The organism is Paracoccus sp. (in: a-proteobacteria), assembly GCF_046289755.1.
Classification (GTDB): Bacteria; Pseudomonadota; Alphaproteobacteria; order Rhodobacterales; family Rhodobacteraceae; genus Paracoccus.
On record NZ_JBKBVD010000012.1, the window covers coordinates 21,975 to 45,996 of the forward strand.

Annotated in this window: 25 protein-coding genes; 20 read left to right on the forward strand and 5 right to left on the reverse strand. The window is 64.8% G+C overall.

Annotated features, from left to right (window positions below):
- Positions 1-66: 66 nt before the first annotated feature.
- From ACK41U_RS06370 to ACK41U_RS06380, 3 genes are all read right to left on the reverse strand, one after another.
- A complete protein-coding gene (locus tag ACK41U_RS06370) occupies positions 67-1,845 on the reverse strand; it encodes an acyl-CoA dehydrogenase C-terminal domain-containing protein (RefSeq protein ID WP_409677400.1) in 1,779 nt (592 codons plus the stop codon).
- Positions 1,846-1,848: 3 nt separating this feature from the next.
- Positions 1,849-2,247 (reverse strand): MerR family transcriptional regulator, encoded by a 399-nt coding sequence (locus tag ACK41U_RS06375; RefSeq protein WP_409677537.1) that lies wholly within the window; start codon positions 2,245-2,247, stop codon positions 1,849-1,851.
- Positions 2,248-2,358: 111 nt separating this feature from the next.
- Positions 2,359-2,748 carry a MerR family transcriptional regulator gene (locus ACK41U_RS06380; RefSeq protein ID WP_409677402.1) on the reverse strand — a complete coding sequence of 130 codons (390 nt, stop codon included), beginning with the start codon at positions 2,746-2,748 and terminating at the stop codon, positions 2,359-2,361.
- 228 nt (positions 2,749-2,976) lie between these two features.
- Here ACK41U_RS06380 and ACK41U_RS06385 point away from each other — a divergent pair, with 228 nt between their 5' ends.
- The 4 genes from ACK41U_RS06385 (at position 2,977) to ACK41U_RS06400 (ending at position 6,166) form a co-directional block, all read left to right on the forward strand.
- A complete protein-coding gene (locus ACK41U_RS06385; protein ID WP_409677404.1) occupies positions 2,977-3,459 on the forward strand; it encodes a PaaI family thioesterase in 483 nt (160 codons plus the stop codon).
- 3 nt (positions 3,460-3,462) lie between these two features.
- On the forward strand, positions 3,463-3,963 hold the full coding sequence (locus ACK41U_RS06390) for a PaaI family thioesterase (protein ID WP_409677406.1): 501 nt from the start codon (positions 3,463-3,465) through the stop codon (positions 3,961-3,963).
- A gap of 10 nt (positions 3,964-3,973) precedes the next feature.
- A complete protein-coding gene (locus ACK41U_RS06395) occupies positions 3,974-5,347 on the forward strand; it encodes an MATE family efflux transporter (RefSeq protein WP_409677408.1) in 1,374 nt (457 codons plus the stop codon).
- 159 nt (positions 5,348-5,506) lie between these two features.
- Positions 5,507-6,166, forward strand: a complete 660-nt coding sequence (locus tag ACK41U_RS06400; protein ID WP_409677410.1) for a TylF/MycF/NovP-related O-methyltransferase — start codon at positions 5,507-5,509, stop codon at positions 6,164-6,166.
- Between the two features lie 138 nt (positions 6,167-6,304).
- Here ACK41U_RS06400 and ACK41U_RS06405 read toward each other — a convergent pair whose 3' ends face one another.
- Together ACK41U_RS06405 and ACK41U_RS06410 are read right to left on the reverse strand one after the other, a co-directional pair.
- Positions 6,305-6,898 (reverse strand): hypothetical protein, encoded by a 594-nt coding sequence (locus ACK41U_RS06405; RefSeq protein WP_409677412.1) that lies wholly within the window; start codon positions 6,896-6,898, stop codon positions 6,305-6,307.
- A gap of 442 nt (positions 6,899-7,340) precedes the next feature.
- Entirely contained in the window at positions 7,341-7,655 is a 315-nt protein-coding gene (locus tag ACK41U_RS06410; protein WP_409677414.1) for a DUF1476 domain-containing protein, read from the reverse strand.
- Positions 7,656-7,796: 141 nt separating this feature from the next.
- Here ACK41U_RS06410 and purC point away from each other — a divergent pair, with 141 nt between their 5' ends.
- From purC to ACK41U_RS06490, 16 genes are all read left to right on the forward strand, one after another.
- A complete protein-coding gene (gene purC, locus ACK41U_RS06415; protein WP_409677416.1) occupies positions 7,797-8,558 on the forward strand; it encodes a phosphoribosylaminoimidazolesuccinocarboxamide synthase in 762 nt (253 codons plus the stop codon).
- Positions 8,559-8,572: 14 nt separating this feature from the next.
- On the forward strand, positions 8,573-8,812 hold the full coding sequence (purS, locus tag ACK41U_RS06420) for a phosphoribosylformylglycinamidine synthase subunit PurS (protein WP_409677418.1): 240 nt from the start codon (positions 8,573-8,575) through the stop codon (positions 8,810-8,812).
- A 96-nt stretch (positions 8,813-8,908) separates the two neighbouring features.
- Complete coding sequence (locus ACK41U_RS06425; RefSeq protein ID WP_409677420.1) at positions 8,909-9,718, forward strand: ABC transporter ATP-binding protein; 810 nt, start codon at positions 8,909-8,911, stop codon at positions 9,716-9,718.
- Positions 9,719-9,745: 27 nt separating this feature from the next.
- Positions 9,746-10,480, forward strand: coding sequence for a transporter substrate-binding domain-containing protein (locus tag ACK41U_RS06430; RefSeq protein ID WP_409677422.1), 735 nt, complete (start codon positions 9,746-9,748; stop codon positions 10,478-10,480).
- Positions 10,481-10,546: 66 nt separating this feature from the next.
- Positions 10,547-11,428 (forward strand): ABC transporter permease, encoded by an 882-nt coding sequence (locus ACK41U_RS06435; RefSeq protein WP_409677424.1) that lies wholly within the window; start codon positions 10,547-10,549, stop codon positions 11,426-11,428.
- The gene (locus ACK41U_RS06440) at positions 11,425-12,249 is read left to right on the forward strand and encodes an ABC transporter permease (protein ID WP_409677426.1); all 825 of its coding nucleotides are present in this window, start codon (positions 11,425-11,427) and stop codon (positions 12,247-12,249) included. Before ACK41U_RS06435 ends, ACK41U_RS06440 begins: the two co-directional genes overlap by 4 nt.
- Before the next feature lie 4 nt (positions 12,250-12,253).
- A complete protein-coding gene (locus tag ACK41U_RS06445; protein WP_409677427.1) occupies positions 12,254-13,588 on the forward strand; it encodes a glutamine synthetase family protein in 1,335 nt (444 codons plus the stop codon).
- Between the two features lie 351 nt (positions 13,589-13,939).
- Positions 13,940-14,269, forward strand: a complete 330-nt coding sequence (locus tag ACK41U_RS06450; protein WP_409677429.1) for a hypothetical protein — start codon at positions 13,940-13,942, stop codon at positions 14,267-14,269.
- Between the two features lie 3 nt (positions 14,270-14,272).
- Positions 14,273-14,641, forward strand: a complete 369-nt coding sequence (locus ACK41U_RS06455) for a response regulator (RefSeq protein WP_409677431.1) — start codon at positions 14,273-14,275, stop codon at positions 14,639-14,641.
- Entirely contained in the window at positions 14,638-16,674 is a 2,037-nt protein-coding gene (locus ACK41U_RS06460) for a chemotaxis protein CheA (RefSeq protein ID WP_409677432.1), read from the forward strand. Before ACK41U_RS06455 ends, ACK41U_RS06460 begins: the two co-directional genes overlap by 4 nt.
- Positions 16,671-17,168, forward strand: coding sequence for a chemotaxis protein CheW (locus ACK41U_RS06465; protein ID WP_409677434.1), 498 nt, complete (start codon positions 16,671-16,673; stop codon positions 17,166-17,168). The genes ACK41U_RS06460 and ACK41U_RS06465 overlap by 4 nt, the downstream gene beginning before the upstream one ends.
- Positions 17,165-19,237 carry a methyl-accepting chemotaxis protein gene (locus tag ACK41U_RS06470; protein WP_409677436.1) on the forward strand — a complete coding sequence of 691 codons (2,073 nt, stop codon included), beginning with the start codon at positions 17,165-17,167 and terminating at the stop codon, positions 19,235-19,237. The genes ACK41U_RS06465 and ACK41U_RS06470 overlap by 4 nt, the downstream gene beginning before the upstream one ends.
- Positions 19,238-19,251: 14 nt before the next feature.
- Positions 19,252-19,716 carry a chemotaxis protein CheW gene (locus ACK41U_RS06475; RefSeq protein WP_409677438.1) on the forward strand — a complete coding sequence of 155 codons (465 nt, stop codon included), beginning with the start codon at positions 19,252-19,254 and terminating at the stop codon, positions 19,714-19,716.
- Positions 19,717-19,758: 42 nt separating this feature from the next.
- Positions 19,759-20,658 carry a CheR family methyltransferase gene (locus ACK41U_RS06480; RefSeq protein ID WP_409677440.1) on the forward strand — a complete coding sequence of 300 codons (900 nt, stop codon included), beginning with the start codon at positions 19,759-19,761 and terminating at the stop codon, positions 20,656-20,658.
- A complete protein-coding gene (locus ACK41U_RS06485) occupies positions 20,655-21,773 on the forward strand; it encodes a chemotaxis response regulator protein-glutamate methylesterase (RefSeq protein WP_409677442.1) in 1,119 nt (372 codons plus the stop codon). Before ACK41U_RS06480 ends, ACK41U_RS06485 begins: the two co-directional genes overlap by 4 nt.
- Positions 21,773-23,494 carry a hypothetical protein gene (locus ACK41U_RS06490; RefSeq protein ID WP_409677444.1) on the forward strand — a complete coding sequence of 574 codons (1,722 nt, stop codon included), beginning with the start codon at positions 21,773-21,775 and terminating at the stop codon, positions 23,492-23,494. The genes ACK41U_RS06485 and ACK41U_RS06490 overlap by 1 nt, the downstream gene beginning before the upstream one ends.
- Positions 23,495-24,022 lie beyond the last annotated feature (528 nt).

The following is a 24,022-nucleotide window of genomic DNA, read 5'->3' on the forward strand; positions in this document are numbered from 1 at the left end:
ATCCCCGCCGGAGGCATCCGGCCTCAAGGCCGCGCCCGAACGGATGACGGGCGCGGGTCCGTTGCATCAGAAAGCCTCGGGTTCCAGCGCCATCACCGTCTCGCCGCCCGCCTCTATGCGGGCCAGATGCGTCGCGGTCATCGGCAGTTGCCGCGTCATGTAGTGGCGGCCCGTCACCAGCTTGGTCTGGTAGAACGCCGCGTCGCCGGTGCCCTTGTCCAGCGCCGCCTGCGCCGCGACCGCCATCCGCGCCCACATGAAGCCCAGCGTCACATGACCGAAGAGGTGCATGAAATCATAGCTGCCCGACAGCGCGTCATCGGGGTTCTTCATGCCGCGTTCCATGAAGATCATGGCCGCCGATTGCAGATCCTTTGACGCGGCTTTCAGCGGGTCGATGAAACCGGCCGAGATCGCCTCGATCCCGGCATTGTCCCTGCAGAAGGCCTTGATCATCCCGAAAAACGCCATGACATGCCTGCCGCCGTCCTGCGCCAGCTTGCGGCCGACCAGATCCAGCGCCTGCACGCCGTTGGCGCCCTCGTAGATCATGGTGATGCGGGCGTCGCGGACGAACTGGCTCATGCCCCATTCCTCGATATAGCCGTGGCCCCCCAGCACCTGCTGGGCCAGCACCGTCGTCTCGAAGCCCTTGTCGGTCAGAAAGCCCTTGATCACCGGCGTCATCAGCGAGATCAGCCCGTCGGCCTCGGCATCATCCGCCAGATGGCTGCGGTCGATCAGATGCGCCCCCCACAGGGCCAGCGCGCGGGCCCCTTCCAGAAACGACTTCTGGTCCATCAGGCTGCGGCGGATGTCGGGATGCACGATCAGCGGATCGGCGGGGCCTGACGGGTTCTGCACCCCCGTGACCGCGCGCCCCTGCAGCCGGTCTTTCGCATAGGCCAGCGCGTTCTGATAGGCGGGCACCGCGCAGGCATAGCCCTGCAGGCCGACCCCGAGGCGCGCCTCGTTCATCATCGTGAACATCGCCCGCATGCCCTTGTGCAGATCGCCCAGCAGCCAGCCCTGCGCGCCGTCGAAATTCATCACGCAGGTGGCATTGCCATGGATGCCCATCTTGTGTTCCAGCGCGCCGACCGAAACGCCGTTGCGCGCGCCCAGCGAGCCATCCGCGTTCACCAGCACCTTGGGCACGATGAACAGGCTGATGCCCTTGGTGCCCTCGCCGCCGCCCGGCGCCTTGGCCAGCACCAGATGGATGACGTTTTCCGCCATGTCGTGATCGCCGGCCGAGATAAAGATCTTCTGGCCCGTGATCAGATAGCTGCCATCCTCCTGCGGCTCGGCCCTGGTGCGCAGCAGGCCCAGATCGGTGCCGCAATGCGGCTCGGTCAGGTTCATCGTGCCGGTCCAGTCGCAGCTGACCATCTTCGGCAGGAAGGTCTGCTTCTGTTCGTCGGTGCCATGGGCATGGATGGCCGAATAGGCGCCATGGGTCAGGCCCTGATACATGTTGAACGCCATATTGGCCGAGACGAACATCTCGCCCGTGGCCACGCCCATCACATAGGGCATGCCCTGACCGCCATAGGCCGGATCGCAGTCCAGCGCCGTCCAGCCGCCCTCCTTGACCTGCTCGAAGGCGGCGCCAAAACCCTCGGGCGTGCGCACCACGCCGTTTTCCAGCCGGCAGCCCTGCTGGTCGCCCACAATGTTCAGCGGCGTCAGCACCTCCGAGGCCAGCTTGCCCGCCGCCTCCAGCACGGCTTCGGTGAAATCCGCCTCCAGCTCGTCATGGCCGGGCAGGTCGGAATGCGACAGGCGCAACACGTCATGCAGGACGAATTGCAGGTCGCGGACGGGGGGGTCATAAATCGGCATGGCTTATCCTGTCGGCTGTTCGGGTGATGCGGCGGCAAGCCGCTGTTCGGCATCGGAAAGCTGGTGGCGAAGATCGGCGATGGCCTCGTTCAGTTCCGCATACTGGCGCTCCATGTCGGCCAGTCGCTCACGCGCCACGGCGATGGTCGCCGCGATCTGGCTGCCGTTGGCGCCGCCGGGCTGATACAGTTCCAGCAACTGCCGGATCTGTTCGAGGCTGAAGCCAAAGCGCTTGCCGCGCAGGATCAGCGTCAGCCGCGCCCGGTCGCGCCGGTCATACAGCCGGTGCTGGCCGCGGCGGTGCGGAAAGATCAGCTCGCGCGCCTCATAGAACCGCAGCGTGCGCGGGGTGACCTCGAACGCATCGCACATCTGGCGGATGGTCATCAGTTCTTCGGACATGATCTGCGGCTTCTCCTCCATCACAGGCCTCCCGTCCTTGATGTCACTATAGTCAAAGTTGACGCGAACGTAAGGCAAGACGCGGCGTCACAGCAGCGCCCTGCCGTCGCGTCAGCGCCGGTCCTCCTCCATTGCGCCCAGTTCCCGCACCGTGACATCGCGCAGCTGGCGCAGATCGGCGCGGGCGGCCTCAAGCTCGGCGATCTGCTGGTCCAGCACGCTCAGCTGCCGGTCGGACATGTCGATCCAGACCTCGTATTGCTGGCGCGAGCCCTTCTTGTCGTAGATCAGCAGCCATTGCCGGATGTCCTCCAGCGAAAAGCCGAACCGCCGCCCGCGCAGGATCAGCGTCATCCGCGCCACCTCGCGCGGGCCATAGAACCGGGCGCGGCCTTCCTTGTGGGGTTGAAGCAGTTCGATATATTCGTAATAGCGCAGCGTGCGCGGCGTGACTTCAAAGCGGGCGCACATCTCCTTGAAGCTGATCATCTGATCCGTCATGTCCGGTCCTCCTGACCTTCCCTTCACGTCAAGGTAGGCAATCACGGCGCGTTTCTCAACCGAATCGCGCAACCGGCGGGGGCGCCTGCGGCCGGGGAGGGGGGTGGAGCGGGGGCCGGGGAAGGGCCGGGGAAGGGCCGGGGAAGGGCCGGGGAAGGGCCGGGGAAGGGGTTGAGCATCGCCCCCTCCGGCGGCTAAGCCTGTTGCACCCCAGCCCGCGAGGACGCGATGCCCGAAAACAGCGACGACAGCGACAAACCCGGCCCCACAGACGGGCCCACAGATGCCCCCAGTGCCGAAGATCAGGCGCGCATTGCGCAAGCCTTCATCGAGGCGATCCCGCACGCCCGCGCGCTGGGCATGCGGGTCGATCAGATCGGGGCCGGGCGGGCGGTGATTTCGATGCCATGGGCCGAACATCTGGTCGGCGATCCCCGCACCGGGGTCATTCATGGCGGTGTCGTCTCGGCGCTGATGGACACCTGTTGCGGCGCCGCGGTGATGGCGCATCCGACCCAGCCCCGCTCGACCGCGACGATTGACCTGCGCATCGACTATATGCGCGCGGCCACGCCCGGCCAGCGGATCACCGCGCGGGCCGAATGCTACCACATGACCCGCTCGGTGGCCTTCCTGCGCGCCGTCGCGCTGGACGAGGACGGCGACAACCCCGTCGCCACCGCCACCGGCGCCTTTACGGCAGAGAGGTAAGCCATGGCCGACCGCAACGAGCCCCTGCACCAGATCAAGTCCCGCCGCGATTCGGCGCTGAACGCGCTGGTCTCGGGCGTGCCCTACATGACCTGGCTGGGCATCCGCTTTGACCGCCGCGGCGATGAGCTGACGGCGATCCTGCCATATGACGACAAGCTGATCGGCAACCCGCTGCTGCCCGCGATCCATGGCGGCGTGACGGCGGCATTCCTCGAGGTGACGGCGATCATCGAACTGGGCTGGGCCGCCATGTGGGAGGATCTGGAATCCGGTCGCATCGCCCCCGATGCCGCCGTCGAGGGCAGCCTGCCGCGCCTGCCCAAGACCATCGACTTTACCGTCGATTACCTGCGCTCGGGCCTGCCGCGCGATGCCTATGCCCGTGCCCGCGTGGTCCGCTCGGGGCGGCGCTATGCCAGCGTCCATGTCGAGGCATGGCAGGACAACCGCGCCCGCCTGATCGCGCAGGCCACCGGCCATTTCCTGATGCCGCAGGGCTAGGGCCGCAGGGATGAGCACGATCACGCTGGACCGCCTGTCCCACCGCCGGGTGCTGCATATCGCGGTGCCCATCGTGCTGTCGAACCTGACCGTGCCGCTGCTGGGGCTGGTCGATACCGGCGTCGTGGGCCAGCTGGGCGCGCCCGAACCCATCGGCGCCGTGGGCATCGGCGCCATCATCCTGACCTCGGTCTATTGGGTGTTCGGCTTTCTGCGCATGGGCACCTCGGGTCTGGTGGCGCAGTCGCACGGCGCGGGCGATCAGCCCGAGGTCGGCGCCCATCTGCTGCGCGCGCTGGCCATCGCCATGGCGGCGGGTCTGGCCTTCATCGCCCTGCAGGTGCCCATCGCCTGGGCGGCCTTTCGCCTCGCCCCCGCCTCGGATGCGGTCGAGGCGCTGGCCCGCGACTATCTGGCAATCCGCATCTGGGGCGCGCCCGCCACGATCGGGCTCTACGCCATCACCGGCTGGCTGATCGCGGTCGAGCGCACGCGCGCCATGCTGGCGCTGCAACTGGTGCAGAACGGGCTGAACATCGCGCTCAGCTTCGCCTTCGCGCTGGGCCTTGGCTGGGGCGTGGCGGGCGTCGCATGGGCCACCCTGATCGCCGAGATGGCGGGGCTGCTGGGCGGGCTGTGGCTGGCGCGCCACGTGCTGGCCCGCGCCCTGCACGCCGCCCGCACCACCGCCAGCCTGTTTGCCGCCGACAAGATGAACCGTCTCGCGCGGGTGAACGGCGACATCATGATCCGCTCGGTCCTGCTGCAGGGCTGCATGACCAGCTTTCTGTTCCTGGGCGCGGGGCAGGGCGACGTGCCCCTGGCCGCCAATCAGGTGCTGCTGCAGTTTCTGGCGCTGACCGCCTATGCGCTGGACGGCTTCGCCTTCGCCGCCGAAAGCCTTGTCGGTCAGGCGGTGGGCGCGCGCCGCCCCGACCGGGTGCGCCGCGCCAGCCTGATGACCTCCGCCTGGGGGCTGGGGGGTGCGCTGATCCTGGGCGCGGCCTTCATCCTCGGCGGCGGCGCCCTGATCGACATCCTGACCACCTCTCCGCAGGTCCGCGCCGAGGCCCGCACCTACCTGCCATGGCTGGGCATGGCGCCGCTGGCAGGCGTCGCAGGCTGGATGCTCGACGGCATCTTCATCGGCGCCACCCTGACGCGCGAGATGCGCGTGGCCATGATCCGCTCGGTCGCGGTCTTCGTGGCCTGCGTGCTGATCCTGCCGCCGCTCTGGGGCAATCACGGGCTGTGGGCGTCGCTGATGGCGCTGAACCTGGCCCGCGCCGTGACGATGCTGCGGCTTTATCCAAGGGCCGAGGCCGCCGCCACCGCCCCTCCGCAGCACGCCCCGCAGAACGCCGCACAGAACGCCGCCTTGTGAGATTGCAGACCATATTCTAGCGTGGTCGGAATATGATTCTTCAGCGGAATATCAGGGGTGGCCGTGTCAGATAATATGTCCAATCAAAATAACGAAGTTCTGTCCGCCATATTGGCCGAACTCAAGAAACTGAACACTGCCATCGACAAGCAGTCCTCGATGCCGTCAACGCCATTCATTCTCAAGCGTCTGGCCGCCGAAGATTCCGCGCGCTATATTTACGAGAATTTCCGCGAAGTTCAGGTCTTTATCCATCGCCATGAAACCGTGGGTTTTGCCGCAAAGGCCGCCCATATCGACGGCATATTCGTCGAATTCGGCGTCGATCAGGGGGCGACGATCAACCAGATCGCCAAGACCCGCCCCGAGCGCAAGGTCTTCGGCTTCGACAGCTTCCGCGGCCTGCCCGAAAACTGGAGCGGCACCGGCCTGACGCGCGGCCGGTTTGACCGGGGCGGCCAGATGCCGCAGGTGCCGCCGAATGTCGAACTGGTGCCGGGCTGGTTCAACGAATCGGTTCCGGTCTGGAAGCGCGACCACACCGGCCCGATTGCATTCTGCCATGTCGATTGCGATCTCTATTCCTCGACCGTCACGATATTCACCGAGCTTGAGGACCGGTTCCGTCCCGGCACCATTATCCTCTTCGACGAATATTTCGGATATTCCGACTGGCGCGGGGGCGAGCACAAGGCATTTCTTGAAATGATCGCGCGCACCGGATTTACCTACAAGGCGCTGGCGGTCAGCCATATGGGATTTGCGGTCGAGCTGGGCGAGAAAACCGCGCCCCTGTCAGCCCAAAGCGCGGCGGAATAACCCTGCACTTTCAACGCGCCAATATGAGCCGGACAATATAATACGCACAACACGACCCGGCTCATATGAGCCGGCGGCAGGATCAGACAAGGTCAGCCCGTCATCGGGCTGACCTTTTTGCGGTCTGATCGGGGGCGCTCAGCGGGCGGGCAGAACCTCCAGCCCCTGCCTGATCGAGGCGGCGCCCAGACCGACCCCGCCCACCATGATCGCCAGCGCCTCGACCGGCGCATAGGTGCCGCTGACCGGCACCGACAGCAGGTCGGCGATGTCCATCTCGACCGAGACCGGGCACAGCGTCTGGCGGCTGAGGCTGTCAATCGCCGCCTCCAGATCCATCTGCGCCACATCGACCCGGACCGGATCGTTCTGGCAATCATAGTCGATCGCGCCCTGATCGCCCTCACCCATGTCGTCCATGGCGTGGTCCGTCTGTTCCGACACCATCAGCCCCTGCCGCACCGGTTCGCCCGTCAGGCCGGTATTTTCGACCAGCGCAACCAGCGCCTGATGCGGCGTCATGCGGCCCCGGACCGGATTGCCGATCAGGCCCGCAATATCGGTTTCGACCGAGACCGGGCAGCGGGTCTGCTGCGACAGCGCCTCCAGCGCCGTCTCCAGCGGCTGGCGGGTGATATTGATGGAAAGCGTTTCGTTCACGCATTCATAGGTCCGGGATTGCGCCTGCAGGGGCAGGGACCAGCTCGCGGCCATCACAGCCATCACAGCCATCACGGCCACACCGGCAAGCAAGCTGCGCGTCATAACATCAGACATAAGACCCTCTAACTCAAGGACATGAAACGGATTTTCCAAAGCCGGACTCTCCGCAGGCACCTCTACACAGGTTCCGCCGCCCGCAAGTGACAATCACACCGCCCCCTGCGCGGCCCTGGGGCGCGCCCGCTCCGGTATCACGCTGATGTCACGCCGCCGCGACGGCGCCAGATCCTGCGATGTCCTGAACCCACCGCCCGCAGGCGGTGTACGCCCTGTGCCCGCCCGGTGCCGCCCCGGTGTACGGGTTGTGAGGGTTAAAACCCAGCAAATGCTGGGTTTTAACCGCCCTGCGCGCCCCGGCGGTCACCGCGCAACGCGCGGTGCCTGTTGCGCATGAAAAAGGGGGCGTCACCGCCCCCCGCCGTCACCGGATCTGTGGCCGCTCATGCGGGGGTCAACTTTCGTCGATCACCTGCCGCCGGGCCTCATCCATCAGCGCCGCCATCTGCGCCCGGATCGTCGCCGCGTCGGCATGGCCGGTCAGATCGGCCTCGACCTTGCGGAACACATCCTCTTCGCCCGGCTCCTCGAAATCCGAGGTGACCACGCTCATCGCATAGGCGCGGGCGTCGTCGCCGGTCTTGCCCAGCAGCCCCGCCGCCCATTCGCCCAGCAGGCGGTTCCGTCGGGCCTCGGCCTTGAATCGCAAATCGGCGTCATGGGCGAACTTGGCCTCATAGGCGCGTTCCCGGTCGTCGAATGTGGACATCTGGTCCCTCCTGCTGTCTGCTGTTCCAGATATGCCCGTGCCGCGCCCGCCTCGCAAGCCCTTCGCACGGCTCGTATTGCCCAAGGGGGGCGTTCTGGGATAAGCCGCCACTTTGGGGACATGCGAAAGGACGGCCGGCTCATGGCACCGCGGCGCAAGAAAGTTTACGAAGGCAAGGCAAAGATCCTGTATGAAGGCACCGAGCCGGGCACGCTGATCCAGTATTTCAAGGATGACGCGACCGCCTTCAACGCCCAGAAAAAGGCCACGATCGAGGGCAAGGGCGTGCTGAACAACCGCCTGTCCGAGTTCTTCATGAACGGGCTGACGAATATCGGCGTGCCCAATCACTTCATCCGCCGCATCAACATGCGCGAGCAGCTGATCCGCCAGGTCGAGATCATCCCGCTCGAGGTGATCGTGCGCAATTTCGCGGCAGGCTCGCTGTCCAAGCGCCTCGGTCTGGAAGAGGGCACGCTGCTGCCGCGCCCGATCGTGGAATACAGCTACAAGAACGACGAGTTGGGCGACCCGATGGTCTCCGAGGAATATATCATCGCCTTTGGCTGGGCCACGCAGCAGGATCTGGACGACATCATCAGCCTTGCGCTGCGCGTCAACGACTTCCTCTCGGGCGTGTTCTACGGCGCCGGCATCAAGCTGATCGACTTCAAGATCGAGGTGGGCCGGGTCTGGGACAACGACTTCATGCGCCTGATCGTCGCCGATGAGATCAGCCCCGACAGCTGCCGCCTCTGGGACGTGAAAACCGGGCAAAAGCTGGACAAGGACGTGTTCCGCCGCGATCTGGGCAACCTGACCGACGCCTATACCGAGGTGGCCCGCAGGCTGGGCCTGATGCCCGCCAACACCACCAGCCTCAAACCGACCGCGATCAACTGAGAAGGAACGCCCCCATGAAAGCACGTGTCACCATCATGCTGAAAGACGGCGTTCTGGACCCGCAGGGCGAGGCGATCCGCCACGCGCTTGGCGGTCTGGGCCACAAGGACGTTTCCGGCGTCCGTCAGGGCAAGCTGATCGAGCTGGACCTGACCGCCACCGACGCCGAGGCCGCCCGCGCCGAGGTCGAGGCGATGTGCAAGGGCCTGCTGGCCAATACCGTGATCGAGAAATATTCCATCGAGATTGCGTAAGCTTTGATCTGACGCTACGGCATCCTGCCCTTATCGGCGGGATGCCTGCCGGACCTTGTTGCAAATTGTCCGCGTTTGACGCCCAATACCCCGATGATGAACCCAGATTCCGTTCCCTCTGCCAGCGCCGTCTCCGGTGCCGTTCCGGTCATCCAGATCCGTGACCTGCACAAATCCTATGGCCCGCTCGAGGTGCTGAAAGGCGTGTCGATGACGGCCCCGCGCGGGCATGTGATCAGCCTGATCGGCTCGTCCGGGTCGGGCAAATCGACGCTGCTGCGCTGCTGCAACCTGCTGGAAAACAGTCAGGACGGCGAGATCCTGTTTCAGGGCGAATCTGTGCGCTGGAAAGGGCAGGGCGCGGCCCGCACGCCCGGCGACCGTGCGCAGGTGACGCGGATGCGCACCAATCTTGCGATGGTGTTCCAGCAGTTCAACCTGTGGTCGCACATGACCATCCTGCAAAACGTGATGGAGGCGCCCGTCACCGTCCTGCGCGAAGACCGCGCAAAGGTCGAGACCCGCGCCCGCGCCCTGCTGGCCAAGGTCGGCATCGCCGACAAGGCCGACGCATGGCCCGCGCAGCTGTCCGGCGGTCAGCAGCAGCGCGCCGCCATCGCCCGCGCCCTGTGCATGCAGCCCGATGCGCTGCTGTTTGACGAGCCCACCAGCGCGCTTGACCCCGAACTGCAACAAGAGGTCGTGCGTGTCATCAAGGATCTGGCCGCCGAGCACCGCACCATGATCCTCGTCACCCATGACATGCGGCTGGCCGCCGATGTCAGCGACCATGTCCTGTTTCTGCATCAGGGCCTGATCTGCGAAGAAGGCCCGCCCGCGCAGCTGTTCGGGAACCCGCAGACCGACCGTCTGCGCCAGTTCCTGTCCGCCTCGATGGCTGAATAAAAAAACGACCCAACAGGAGAGAACTGCATGAAATCCCTCACACTTGCCGCCGCTGCTCTGGCCCTGACCGCAGGGCTTGCACAGGCTCAGACCGTCCGCATGGGAACCGAGGGCGCCTATGCCCCCTATAACTTCATCGACGACGCCACGGGCCAGGTCACCGGCTTTGAGGTCGAGCTGGGCAATGCGCTGTGCGAACGCGCGGGCCTGACCTGCACCTGGGTGCGCAACGACTGGGATTCGATCATTCCGAACCTCGTCTCGGCCAACTATGACACAATCATGGCCGGCATGAACATCAACGAGGACCGCAAGCAGGTGATCCAGTTCACCCAGCCCTACACGCCGCCCATGCCGTCGGCCTATGCGGCGCTGTCGGCGGATGTCGATGTCGAGGGCGGCGTGGTCGCGGCCCAGACCAACACGATTCAGGCGGGCCATGTCGCCAGCACCGACGCCACGCTGCTGGAATTCCCGAACCCTGACGAGACCATCGCCGCCGTCCGCAATGGCGAGGTTGATGCGGTGCTTGCCGACAAGGATTTCCTGGCCCCCATCGTGGCAGAATCGGGCGGCGAACTGGTCTGGGTCGAGGGCTATGACAGCATCGTTCTGGGCGAGGGCATCGGCATGGGCCTGCGCCAGTCCGACAACGAGCTGCGCGACACGTTCGACGCCCAGATCACCGCGATGAAGGAAGACGGCAGCCTGAACGCGCTGATCGTCAAATGGTTCGGCGACGACGCACTGGTCTTCGAGTGATCTGAACCCGCCGCCGCCCGGTCTGTCCGGGAGGCGGCTTTGGGCAGTGTCGTGCGGGGGTGGCCGATGTTTTCCTATTGCTCTGATCCCTCGCAACTCGAGGGGCTGGTCTGGCTGTCATGCTACCTGACCTCGGGGACGCATCTGCTGTTCTATGCCAGCTTCGGGACCGTGTTCCTGCTGCTGGCGCTGACCGCGCCGACCGCGCTGGCGCTTGGCTATGCCGGTGCGCTGGCCTCACGCTCGCAGCTTGCGCCGCTGCGCTGGCTGGGCAAGCTTTACACCTCGATGGTGCGCGGCATCCCCGATGTGCTGTTCTTTCTGTTCGTGCCGATCGCGCTGGATCAGGGGCTGGAATGGCTGCGCCATCAGGTGCTTTGCGACAGCGATCAGCCGGTGCGGCAGGGCAGCGATTTCGTCGTCTGCCCCGCCGCCAAACTGCCGCTGAGCAATGCCGACCCCTGGGTGCATGACGCCTACGGGCTGATGATGGCGGTGATTGCGTTTTCGGTGGTGTTCGGCGCCTTCGCCGCCAATGTGCTTTACGGCGCGATGCAGGCCGTGCCCCGCGCGCAGCTGGAAACCGCCGAGGCTTACGGCATGTCGCCCCGTCAGGTCACGCGCCGGGTGCTGGTGCCGCAGATGTGGATCTTTGCGCTGCCGGGCCTGTCGAACCTGTGGATGATCCTGATCAAGGCGACGCCCTTGCTGTTCATTCTGGGCATCGAGGACATCGTCTATTGGGCGCGCGAGCTGGGCGGCGCCAAGACCAGCGCGTTTTCCTATCCCCATCCCGACTGGCGGCTGTATTACTTCCTCGCGCTGCTGGTCTTCTATCTGCTGATGACATTCCTGTCCGAGCGGGTTCTGACCCGTCTCACGCGCCGGTTGTCGCGCGGTCAGGCGACGCTTGGCGGCGAGGCGATGCGCAAGGAGGCCGCCGCATGAGTTGCGCGCAGACGATCCTCGATTACGGCCTGCGCTCGATCGGCTATGGCGAACGGCTGCTGCCGCGCAGCGACTATACGCTGTGCCAGCAGTTCACGCTGATCGGCTCGGGGCTGATCTGGAACCTCTATTTCGCGATCCTCGCGCTGGCCGTGGGGTTTGTGATCGCGACGCTGGTGGCGCTTGGCAAGGCCAGCCCCAGCCGCTGGCTGAACCGCCCCGCCAACGCGTTCATTTTCCTGTTCCGCGGCAGCCCTTTGTTCATCCAGTTCTTTCTGGCCTACGAACTGCTGGTCCTGCTGCCCCGCGCGGGTATCGAGATCTTCGGCTTCACCGTCCAGACCAGCTGGGTGACGCGGGCATGGGCGGGGGCGCTGATCGTTCTGATCCTGAACACCGCCGCCTACACCGCCAATATCTTTCACGGCGCGCTGATGTCGGTGCCGCGCGGCGATGTCGAGGCGGCGGATGCCTATGGCATGACCGGCTGGACCCGGTTCCGGCGCGTCATCTGGCCCTCGATGCTGCGGCTGGCATGGCCCAGCTATACCAACGAGGCGATATTCCTCTTCCACGCCACGACGCTGGTGTTCTTTTCCGGCTTTCCGGCGTTTCAGCAACAGGGTGACGCGCTCTATTACGCGCGCTATTTCGCCGACCGCACCTTCAACCCGTTTGTGGCCTATCCCATTGCCGCGCTTTATTTCGTGCTGGCGACCTTGGCTTTGATCTGGCTTTTCGGCAGGGTGAACCGCAGACTGAACCGGCACCTTCCCGGCGCGGTGAAAAAGCTGCGCTATCGCCCCTTGTTGCTGAGATGAACCGATGAACTGGCTGAAAGAACATCCCGAGGTCAAGACCATCCGCGTCGCCGCCGCCGACCTCAACGGGGTGGCGCGCGGCAAGCGCATCCCGGCCCGCTATGCCTCCAAGCTGCTGGATGAGGGGACCAAGTTTCCCTATTCGGTGCTCAATCTGGACATCTGGGGCGAGGATGTCGAGGACAGCCCGCTGGTCTTTGAATCCGGTGATCCCGACGGGCTGCTGCTGCCCACGGAACGCGGCTTTCTGCCGATGCCATGGCTGGACGCGGCGCCCACGGCCCTGCTGCCCTTGTGGATGTTCCACCCCGACGGCACCCCCTATGACGGCGATCCGCGTCAGGCGCTGGCCCGCGTGGTGGATCGCTACAAGGCGGCGGGCCTTGTGCCCGTGGTCGCGACCGAGCTGGAGTTCTTCCTGATCGACGACAGCGGCAAGACCTTGCGCGTGCCGCCCAGCCCCCGGTCGGGCAAGCGCCGCACCGGCGGCGAGGTGCTGTCCCTGCGCGCGCTGGATGCGTTCGACCAGTTTTTCACCTCGCTCTATGACGCCTGCGAATCGATGGATATTCCCGCCGATACCGCGATTTCCGAGGCCGGGCCGGGCCAGTTCGAAATCAACCTGATGCATCAGTCCGACCCGCTGAAGGCCGCCGATGACACCTGGCTGTTCAAGATGCTGGTCAAGGGCGTGGCCCGCAGCTACGGCTTTGCCGCCAGCTTCATGGCCAAGCCCTACGAGGCGTTTTCCGGCAACGGTCTGCACATGCATTTCTCGGTCCTGACCGAGGACGGGCGCAACATCTTTGACAATGGCGGAGAGGATGGCACCGAGGCATTGCGCCACGCCGTCGCCGGCTGCCTGCGCGCCATGCCCGGTTCGACCCTGCTGTTTGCCCCGCACGAGAACAGCTATGACCGGCTGGTCCCCAACGCCCATGCCCCCACCGGCATCGGCTGGGCCTATGAGAACCGCACGGCGGCGATCCGCATCCCCTCGGGGCCGCCCCGCTCGCGCCGGATCGAGCATCGGGTGGCGGGGGGCGACGTGAACCCCTATCTGACCATCGCGGCGATTCTGGGGGCGGCGCTGAACGGCATTCAGGACGGGCTGGAACCGCCCGCGCCCTTCAAGGGCAACGCCTATGACAAGAACCTTGCGCAGCTGCCGGGTGACTGGGGCGCGGCGATCGAGGCGTTCGACACCTGCCCGGAAATCCGCCGCATCCTGCCCGAACATCTGATCGAGAATTACCTGATGACCAAGCGGCAAGAGCTGCATTACATGGCCGAACTGTCCGACGAAGAGACGGTCGAGCTGTATCTCGATACGGTCTAGGTCGCGGCGTCCCCTCGGCGCCGCAGCGCCGCATGATCGCTGATCCCCATGCCCGCCCGCGACATCATCGCGGCGCGGGCATTTTCTTGTCAGTGGCAGGCATGGCGCAGGCAATGCGCGGGCAGGACCGGATAGAAGATCCGCCAGGCCTTTGAATCGAATGCCACAGATCAGCCAGTCCACGGGAACGGTTTTTTAAGCAGTTGGTGCGATTGTCTCTGCATGGTTCGGGAATCGCCGTCCCGGCACTCTCGCCTCTCGGGCGCGGATGCTGCGGTTGCCACCCCGGCCATCGCAACCGCAGGAGAGATCGCATGTCATTCAGACCCCTTTGCCTCATGGGTGTTTCCGATGTCGGGTGATGTCGGCCATACGCTTGTTCTCAGCGACGACGCAGGCATCAGAGCCGCATCCGGTGTTGCCCGGGCCCTGAATGACGCCCTGTCCCGGCATGACCGGGTCGGGGTCCGGACGGATGGCCTGACGGGCGCGGACATCACCACCGCTCAGACATTGCTGGCCGCGCGGATCAAAGCCGCGCGGACGGGCAAGACGCTGCTGATGCTTCATCCGCTCGGTGCCGCGCTGCAGGACCTGCTCGCCTCTGCCGGGTTTCTCCATCCGGAACAGGACCATGCCGGGTTCTGGATCACCACCCCCCAACCGCAGGCGGACCCCTGAGCCATGAGCAAGACAATTCTGTCCATCGACGATTCCGCATCCATTCGCCAGATGGTTTCCATGACGCTGACGGCCGCGGGTTTCGAGGTCGTCGAGGCGGTCAACGGTGCCGAAGGATACGACCGGGCCATCAGCCGGCCGATCCATGCGGTTCTGACCGACCTCAACATGCCGGTGCTGAATGGCATCGAATTCGTCCGCAAGTATCGCCAGCACCCCTCAAGCAAGGGGATACCGGTCATTCTGCTGACCACGGAATCCGACGAAGAGCTGATGCGCCAGGCCAAAGAGGCCGGTGCGACAGGCTGGATCGTCAAGCCGTTCAAGCAGGATCAGCTGCTGGCGACCATCAAGAAGGTGATCGGCGCATGACCATGTCAGACCCTACCGACACATTCCGGCAAGAGGCGCGAGAGCTTCTTGAACAGCTGGAATCCGGCCTGCTCGATCTCGAGCAGGATCCGGGCAACAACGATCTGATCAACTCTGCCTTCCGGGCGCTGCATACGATCAAGGGATCGGGCGCGATGTTCGGCTTCACGAAGGTGGCCGATTTCGTCCACAATTTCGAGACCGCATTCGACCGGGTCCGCAAGGGCGAAAGCCCGGCAAACAAGGCCCTGATCGAGATCGCGCTGGAGGCCAAGGACCATATCCACCACCTGATCGAGGATCCCGATACCGACGTGCCGGGCGGTGCCCGCATTCTTGCGGCGCTGCGTGACATCGTCGATGGCGGCGCGCCGGACGGGGCTGACGGATCCGGACCGGTCGCGGCCGCCTGCGTCCCCCTGACGGCCGGGGCGCGTCGCTGGTGGCGGCTGGTCTTTCACTTGCCATCGGATTGCCTGGCCTTTGGCACCAATCCGGTGCTGCTTCTGGAAGAGCTGGCCGATCTCGGTCCGACGCAGATCACCGCCCTGACCGACCGCATTCCCGATCTGGACGTGCTGGAACCGGAAACGCCCTATCTCGGCTGGCAGGTCGATATCGAGGCCGCCGATCCCGCCGAGGCCATCGACGACATCTTCCTGTTCCTGCGTGACAGCATGGAGTTCAGCCTGTCGCCGCGCGATGAGGCACCCTGGGCGCCGGACACCCCCGCCGTCCCGCAGGCCGGGGAACCTGCCGCCGCGGCGCGGGCCTCTGACGCGGTCCCGGTCTCTCGGGCGGCGCCGGTGCGTGCGAAACCGGCGGAACGGATCGACGCCAACCGATCCGCCTCCACCTCGCTGCGCGTCCCGGCCGAGCGTCTTGACGAGCTGATGGACCGTGTCGGCGAACTGGTCATTGCTCAGGTCCGCCTGACGCAGATTGCGGCCTCCAGCCCGGACCCGGCGCTGAAAACCATCGCCGAAGAGCTGGAGCGTCTGTCTTCGGGCCTGCGCGACACCTCGATGGGCATCAGGATGGTGCCGATCGGCAGTCTGTTCAGCCGGTTCCGTCGGCTGGTGCATGACCTGTCGGGCGAGTTGGGCAAGCCGATCGAGTTCGTGACCTCGGGCGAGGATACCGAACTGGACAAGACCATGATCGAACGGCTTGCCGACCCGCTGGTTCACCTCATCCGCAACTCCATGGATCATGGCCTTGAGGACGCCGAGACGCGCGCGGCCTCGGGCAAACCGGCCAGAGGCACGGTGCGCCTGTCGGCCGTCTATTCCGGGGCCGAGGTCGCCATTTCGGTTTCGGATGACGGGGCCGGGCTGGATGCCGCCCGCATCCGCGCCAAGGCCGAGGAAAGCGGCATCATCACCCCCGACGCCAAGCTGACCGAACAGGAACTGCATCATCTGATCTTTGCGCCGGGATTTTCGACAGCGGACAAGGTCACCTCGTTGTCGGGGCGCGGCGTGGGGATGGACGTGGTCAAGCGCACCATCGACGGGCTGCGCGGCACCATCGACCTGACCTCGGTGCGCGGGCAGGGGACCACCGCCACGCTGCGCCTGCCGCTGACCCTGGCCATCATCGACGGCATGCTCGTCCGCGTGGGCACGGGCCGCTATACCATTCCGCTGGCGGCTGTCGAAGAATGCGTGGAACTGCCAGACGGTCTGGAAGGCCATGCGAAGGGGCGGAATTTCCTCGATATTCGTGGCAGTCTGGTGCCCTATCTGCGGCTGCGCGAGGCTTTTGGCATCCCGACCCCGCCAGAGCCCTTTCAGAAGGTGGTCATCGTCTCGTCGGGCGAGGGGCGGGTGGGTCTGGTCGTGGACCAGATCATCGGCAACAATCAGACGGTCATCAAACAGCTGTCCAGACTGCATGCGGGGATCAAGTCGTTTTCCGGCGCGACGATCCTTGGGGACGGCACCGTGGCGCTGATCCTCGACACGGCGCATCTGGTCGCATCCGGGCAGCACCGCGCCATCCCCCATGACATCACCGGGAGAGCGGCATGAACGCCCGCGCACAGGCAATGAACGCGCTGACCATCCGGCTGGACGATGAGCTTTTCGCCATCGAAGCCAGTCAGGTGCGCGAGATTCTTGAACTCGTCACCATCACCGACATGCCCGACGCTCCGCCCTTTGTGGGCGGGCTGATCAATGTGCGTGGCCGTGTGGTTCCGCTGGCCGACCTTCGGGTGATTTTCGGCATGCGGCGGCCCGAACCCGACGAGGATACCCGCATCGTCGTGATGGAGCTGGACCTTGGCGGAGAGCCGACAGTCGTCGGCATTCTGGCCGACAAGGTCCACGACGTCACCGATATCGAAGCCGACTGCATAGAAGAGGCACCCAAGGTGGGGATGCGTTGGAAGCCAGAGCTCGTCCGGGCCATCGGCAAACGTGACGGCGGCTTCATCATCATTCCGGACATGGAACGGATTTTCGAAACGCCGGGGGCAGGCAAATCGCCCTTGGCCGCATCAGAGGAAAGGTTTGCATCGTGAGACTGACAATCAAGTCAAAACTGGCGGCGGTCTTCACGATCGTCGTGGGGATATCGGGGGTCAGCATGTTCATGGCCCTGGGAAATCTGGGCGCGATCAACGATGAGATGGAGCGCACCATCAACGGGCCCGTCTTGCGGTCCGGTGTGGTCCAGGAACTGCAATACGACATGGCGGCGATCGCCAATGACTCGCGTGCGATGATCATCGAAGATGACATGGATCGACTGCGCCAGATCCGCGCCGAGATGGACACGCGACTGGGCGAAGTGATCGAGCATGCCCAGAAAATCACGGGCAAGTTCGTACTGCCCGAGTCCAACGCCGACATGGTAGCGATCAATGAGGCGCTGGCGAAATACCGCGCGGCCACACCCCGTTTTCAGGACGCGGCGATGGCCAATTCGGATGAAGCCGCCTTTGAGATGTCTTTTGGCGCAGCCCAGGAGGCCTTTGTGGCGCTGGAGCTGTCGATGACTGATCTGCGCACGTCACTGGCCGCCCGCACGGAAGCCGGTCAACCCGGCGCCTTCGAAGCCTATCGGGCGGTGAACGACCTCATGCTGGAGGTCGCCCGGACGTTCCGGCAGCACCGCAATATCCTGCTGGCGGCGGGCGACGAGGCGATGCAGACCGAATGGATCGACAACTACAGGACCGAGACAGAGAAGCTGGTGGCCCTGGTCGACGGTCTTGCCCGTGCAGCCGGTCCGGCCGACCAGCAGACAATGGCCCGCATCCGCACCGGCATGGCAGCGCTGACCCAGGTGATGGACGACACCAATGCCCTGGCCGGACTGCGTTCCAATGCACAGGCCATCAGTTTGCTCGAGACTGAACTTGCGCCCCTGCGTACGCAGATCAGCAGCCTGGTCGACACGATCGTCGAACGCAATCAGGCCCAGCTTTCGCGGACTGTCGCAAATGCCAGCGAGCTGTACGAGAACAGCCGGATGATGCTGATCGGCCTGCTGATCGCGTCGATTGCGATTGCCGTCATTGCAGCGACCTGGATCGTTGTGGCGATTTCCCGTGCCCTGGCCAGCGCGGTCAGACTGGCCAGCGAAGTGGCCGATGGCGATCTGAATGCCAGCGCCAGCGTGAAGACGGATGACGAAGTGGGCGACCTGATCAAGGCGCTGAACGCGATGACCGCAAAGCTGCGCGAAGTCGTCGGCGAGGTGACGACGGCGACCCGCAACGTGGCCTCGGGCAGTCAGGAAATGTCGGCAACTGCCGAACAACTGAGCCAGGGTGCGACCGAACAGGCATCGTCAACCGAAGAGGCCTCGGCTTCGGTCGAAGAGATTGCGGCCACGATCAAGCAATCGGCCGACAATGCCGCCCAGACCGAAAAGATTGCCCGCCGTTCGGCCGCGGATGCCATCGCCTCGGGCGAGGCCGTCGACAACGCGGTCAATGCCATGCGCACGATTGCGGAAAAGATCATGGTGGTGCAGGAAATCGCCCGCCAGACCGACCTTCTGGCACTGAACGCGGCTGTCGAAGCCGCCCGTGCAGGCGAACACGGACGCGGCTTTGCGGTCGTCGCCTCGGAGGTGCGCAAACTGGCAGAGCGTTCGCAGGCAGCTGCCGCAGAAATCTCGACCCTGTCGGGCGATACTGTTCAGGCGGCGCAGACTGCGGGCGAGATGCTGTCCAAGCTGGTGCCTGATATTCAGCGCACAGCGGAACTGGTCGAGGAAATCTCGGCCGCGAGCCGCGAACAGAACGCCGGTGCAGCCCAGATCAACACGGCCATCCAGCAGCTGGATCAGGTCACCCAGCAGAATACCTCTGCGGCCGAGGAAATGTCGGCCACCTCGGAGGAACTGGCCAGCCAGGCCGAACAGTTGCAGGCTGCGATCGGGTACTTCCGCCTCGATACCAGGACTGCGGCCCCGGCCCCGGCGATCCGCGAAGCCAGACGTGAGACCCCCGCCAAGCCTGCTCGTGCGGCCAAGGCTGCGGCAAAGCGGCCCACGCCTTCTGCGGGCGGGTTCGAACTGGAGATGGAAGAGGGGCAGGACGAGCTGGACGGGCAATTCTCTCGTCGCAGCGCGGCCTGATCCCGGAGCCGGACATGGCAGAGCGCATCCAGTATGTAACCATCGGCGTCGCGGAGGAAGTCTTCGCGGCCCCGGTGACCGCGGTTCAGGAAATCCTGGACCTGCTGCCCATCGCCCGTCTGCCGCGCGCGCCTGAAAACCTGCTGGGCATGATTGATGTGCGGGGCATGGGCGTTCCGGTGCTTGACCTTCGGCTGACGCTTGGCATGGAACCGGCCTGCGATACCGAAAATACCCGGATCGCAGTCCTGATCATCAGTGGCCCCGAGGGGCCGCTGACGGTCGGGTTGCGGGCGGACAAGGTGTTCGAGGTGACCGTTCTGGACACGGAAACCCTCGATCCGCCGCCTGCGATCAGTGCGCGCTGGAGCGGGCATTGCATCAAGGGCATTGGCCGGCGCAACGGCAGTTTCGTGACCGTGCTCGATTTCGATGGCTTGCTCGGTGACCTCGCCGGACAGCCCTTTCTTGCCGCCTGATCCTGCCCCTGGTTGGCCGGACGTTCCGGCCAACCACCCGACATGGAGGTTCTTTTGTCCGATTTAACGCGACTTTCCGGCAGTGCAGCTGCCGACCGGCTGAGCGACGCTGACTTTCAACGCATTGCCGCCCTGATCGGCCGCGAGGTCGGCATCAAGCTTACGCCCACCAAGAAAATGATGGTCGAGGGCAGGTTGCGCCGCCGGTCGCGACAACTGGGGCTGCCCGGAATTGCGGCCTATGGCGACCATCTGTTCCGGCAGGACGGGCTGGAAAGCGAGATGGATCATCTCATCAACGCTGTCACGACCAACAAGACCGACTTTTTCCGCGAGCCCGAGCATTTCGACCTCATGGAACGAACAATGGTGCCTGAACTGCTGGCGGCACGGCGCGGCGAGCATATGCCGGTGATCAAGGTCTGGAGCGCGGCCAGCTCGACCGGGGCCGAAGCCTATACCGCGGCCATGGTTCTGGCAGATATGGCAGCCCAACGCCGCGATTTCCGCTTTGCGGTCCTGGGCACCGACATCTCGACCGAAGTGCTCGAGCAGGGGCTGAGGGCCGTCTATCCGCTTGATCAGATTGCGCCTGTTTCCGCCGCAAGACAGGGCCGCTATCTGATGTTTTCGCAAAAGCCGGGCCCGCGCTCCGACGTGCGGATTGTGCCGGAACTGCGCCGTCTGGTTCGCTTCGAGCGCCAGAACCTGATCGCCGACAGCTATCCCATGGACCGTGACGTAGACATCATCCTTCTGCGCAATGTTCTGATCTATTTTGAGAAAAAAGATCAGGAAGCCGTCGTCTCGCGACTGGCCGGGCATCTGCGGCCGGGGGGATTTCTTCTTTTGGGTCACTCGGAATCGATGATCGGAACGCCGGTCAGCCTGACCCAGGTGGCGCCCGCCGTATTCAAAAAGGCCGGAAGGACATCACAGTGACCCAGAAGATCCGCGTCCTGATCATTGATGACAGTGCCTCGGTCCGGCTGACCCTGAGCGAGATCATCTCGGCCGATCCAGACCTTATGGTCATGGGCACGGCCTCGGACCCCTATATTGCCGCCGAACGCATCCGGCAGGAAATCCCCGATGTGATCTTTCTCGATATTGAACTGCCGCGCATGGACGGGCTGACCTTCTTGCGCAAGATCATGTCGCAGCGCCCGATCCCTGTCGTGATCTGTTCAAGTCTGGCGCAATCGGGGTCAGATACCTTCATGCAGGCGCTGGAGGCGGGGGCTGTCGATGTCGTGGCCAAGCCGCGTGTTGACACAGCCCAGTTCCTGCACGAATCGCGGATGCGGATCTGCGATGCGGCCAAGGCTGCGGCCCATGCCAGAATGAGGGGGCAGAAGCAGAGGCTGCCGACGCTGACGGTGGAATCCAAGCTGACGGCGGACGCGGTGCTGCCCCCTGTCTCCGAAAGCCGACGCAAAAGCATGATCGAGCGTATGCCGGTCACCGAGCCGATCGTGGCCATCGGCGCCTCGACGGGTGGGACAGAGGCTCTGCGCGAGGTTCTGGAGGCGCTGCCGGCCGCATGCCCGCCCATTCTGATCGTGCAGCATATGCCGGAAAAGTTCACGGGGGCCTTTGCGCGGCGCCTTGACGGCGGCTGCGCGGTGACCGTCAAAGAGGCGCGGGACGGTGATCTGGTGCGGGCAGGGCAGGTTTTGCTGGCGCCCGGAAACCACCACATGATGCTGGCGCGCAACGGAGCGCGCTATACTGTGAGAATTGTCGAGGGGCCCTATGTCGCGCGCCATCGCCCCTCGGTGGATGTCCTGTTCCGGTCGACGGCGCAAATGGCTGGCAGCAATGCGCTTGGCATGATTCTGACGGGTATGGGCGATGATGGCGCGCGCGGTCTTCTGGAAATGCGCCAGATGGGAAGCCCGACCGTCGCTCAGGACGAGGAAAGCTCGATCGTGTTCGGCATGCCCAAAGAGGCGATACAGCATGGCGCTGTCGGAAAGGTTCTGCCGCTGGCCAGAATGGCCGATGAGATTGTCGCCTTCGGGCAGAAGGCACCCCGACGCGGAGAGGGCAAGTGATGGACAAGACGCACATCCTTCGCCAGCTAGCCGACGACCTGAGCGGGCAGCGAAACCGCATTGAGACGGCCTTTGTCTCGGTCGGGGGGCGGCTGACCGAGGGGGCGACGCTGCTGAACCGGCTCATCGCGCTGTTCGACGCGCTTGCCGGTGCGCTTCAGGGCGCCGAAGTCGATGAGGCGACAACGCATCTTGAGGCTGTCGCCCATCGCGCTTCGTTGCTGTCCGAACGGTTCGGTCAGGAAAGGGATGACCTGCGGCGCCTGTCCGAGGCGGTGTCGGCCGCCAGTCTGCCGATCTCGGATCTGCAGCGGGCGGTCAAAATGATGAGCATTGTTTCCATAAATGCGCGCGTGACTGCCGCCGGGATTGCGCAGGACAGCGACGACTTCGGGGTCTTTACCACCGATGTGGCGGCGATTTCCGAATCTGCCACGCGTACATTGAAGGAATTCGTTCAGGATTATCGGCAGCTTGTCACCGAAGTGGCCGCTGCGGTCAGTCAGCGAAGCCGTTTTGAAATGGCCCATGCCCATACGCTGTCCGATCTTGCGGCCCGGCTGACCGCGACCCTTCGGGCACTGGAAAGACAGCGCATACAAGCCGTCGAAGGAAGCGCCGAGACCAGCAGGTTGTCGCGCCAGATCGTCGGCCAGATCGGCAACGCGGTCATGGCGCTGCAGGTGGGTGACGCCACACGCCAGCGGCTTGAACATGTCGAGACCGGGCTTGAACACCTCGCGGCGATCCTGTCCGGTCAACCGGCGTTCGATATTCACCTTGCGGCGCAAGACCATGCGGATGCGCTGACCGCGATCGCGACGCTGGAGCGCCATCAGCTCGCAGCGACGGCCAGCGATTTCGAGGTCGAGATGTCTGAGGCCCGGCGCGCGATGTCGGCCCTGGCTGCGGATGCGGAGACGATCATGTCACGCGGTCGCGGACAATATGGATCAGAGAGGGGCGAGGCCTCGGCCGTCGCCAGCCTGAGTGATCAGCTGCGGGCCGCTGTCGCGATGCTGCGCACTTTCGAGGCCGAACGTGCCAAGATCGAGGCCGTCGCCGCAACGGTGCAGCAGACGGTTGCTGTTTTGTTGCGGCATGTCGATGCCGTTCAGGACATCGAAAGCGACATGCGTATGGTCAGCCTGAATGCGGCTCTGCGCTGTGCGCAGTTCGGTCCGCGCGGCGCCTCGCTGAATGTGATCGCGGGGCAGCTGCGCGAGTTGACCGGCGAGACGGTGACAGCCGCCGGATCCGCGGTCGAATGGCTGGAGCGTTCTTCGCGGCTGGCCCAGTCCTTTGGCGCAACATCGTCGCATGATGGGATCAGCGAAAGCAGGCAGCTGGAGGAGGGCGCCAGCCTGGCGCTGGCCCTGCTGTCCGGGCTGGATCAGCGGCTTGCCGCAGCGCTGAGCAGTCTGGACGCTGACGGCGCAGAGGTGATCGGACTGCTTCGCATGGCGGCACATGGGCTGGACAGCCTGAACAGCTTCTCCGAGGCGGTGGGCAGTTCTGGCCTGCGGCTTGCGGATATGGCATCCGACGATCTGCCGGACCATCCTTCAGAGGATCTGGCGGCAATTCTCTCGGGCCTCAGGAGGCAGTGCACGATGGGGGCCGAGCGGTCTGTCCATGATCGACTATTCGGTTTGCCGGTCGCGCCGGAGGTGGCCAGTCAGCATCGTGCCGAGATGTCGTCGGGTTTCATGCTGCTCTGAGGGCGCGTTCGGGTGACGCTGTTCGGATACGGGCTGGTCCGATGCACCGATGATGTTTGCGCCCGGTCGGCGGGCGGAGAGTGGCGTTCCGATTCTGACGTGACCGCACACACGCTGGCTGCGCTACATCGCGTGTGCGGTCAGGCGCAGAAAGCCGAGGACCTGTCGTGGCAGGATCGCCGCCGCCGGAATGGTGATTGTACCGGCCCGCGACCCACCGCGACCCACCGCGACACGGGCATGCGAAACCCGAACTGCCGCCGTCGCGGTCCACGGAGGCATGGCCGGACATTGGAATTGCGCCCCAGACGATGTGATCGGGCAGAGGTCCGCGAAGCCCGACAGTTCCGCAAGCGTCCGGTCGAAAACCCCGCGACAGCCCGCGCCCTGACATCTCGCAGTGAGCACTGCAACCCGGCCCGGCGCGGTATGTCACTGGTTCGCGGTCCCGCCAGGCTGTGGCGCGCCGGGGCAAGGGCGAGAAGACTGTGTCTGTCTGACCGAGGCCAGGATACCGCACGCGATCAT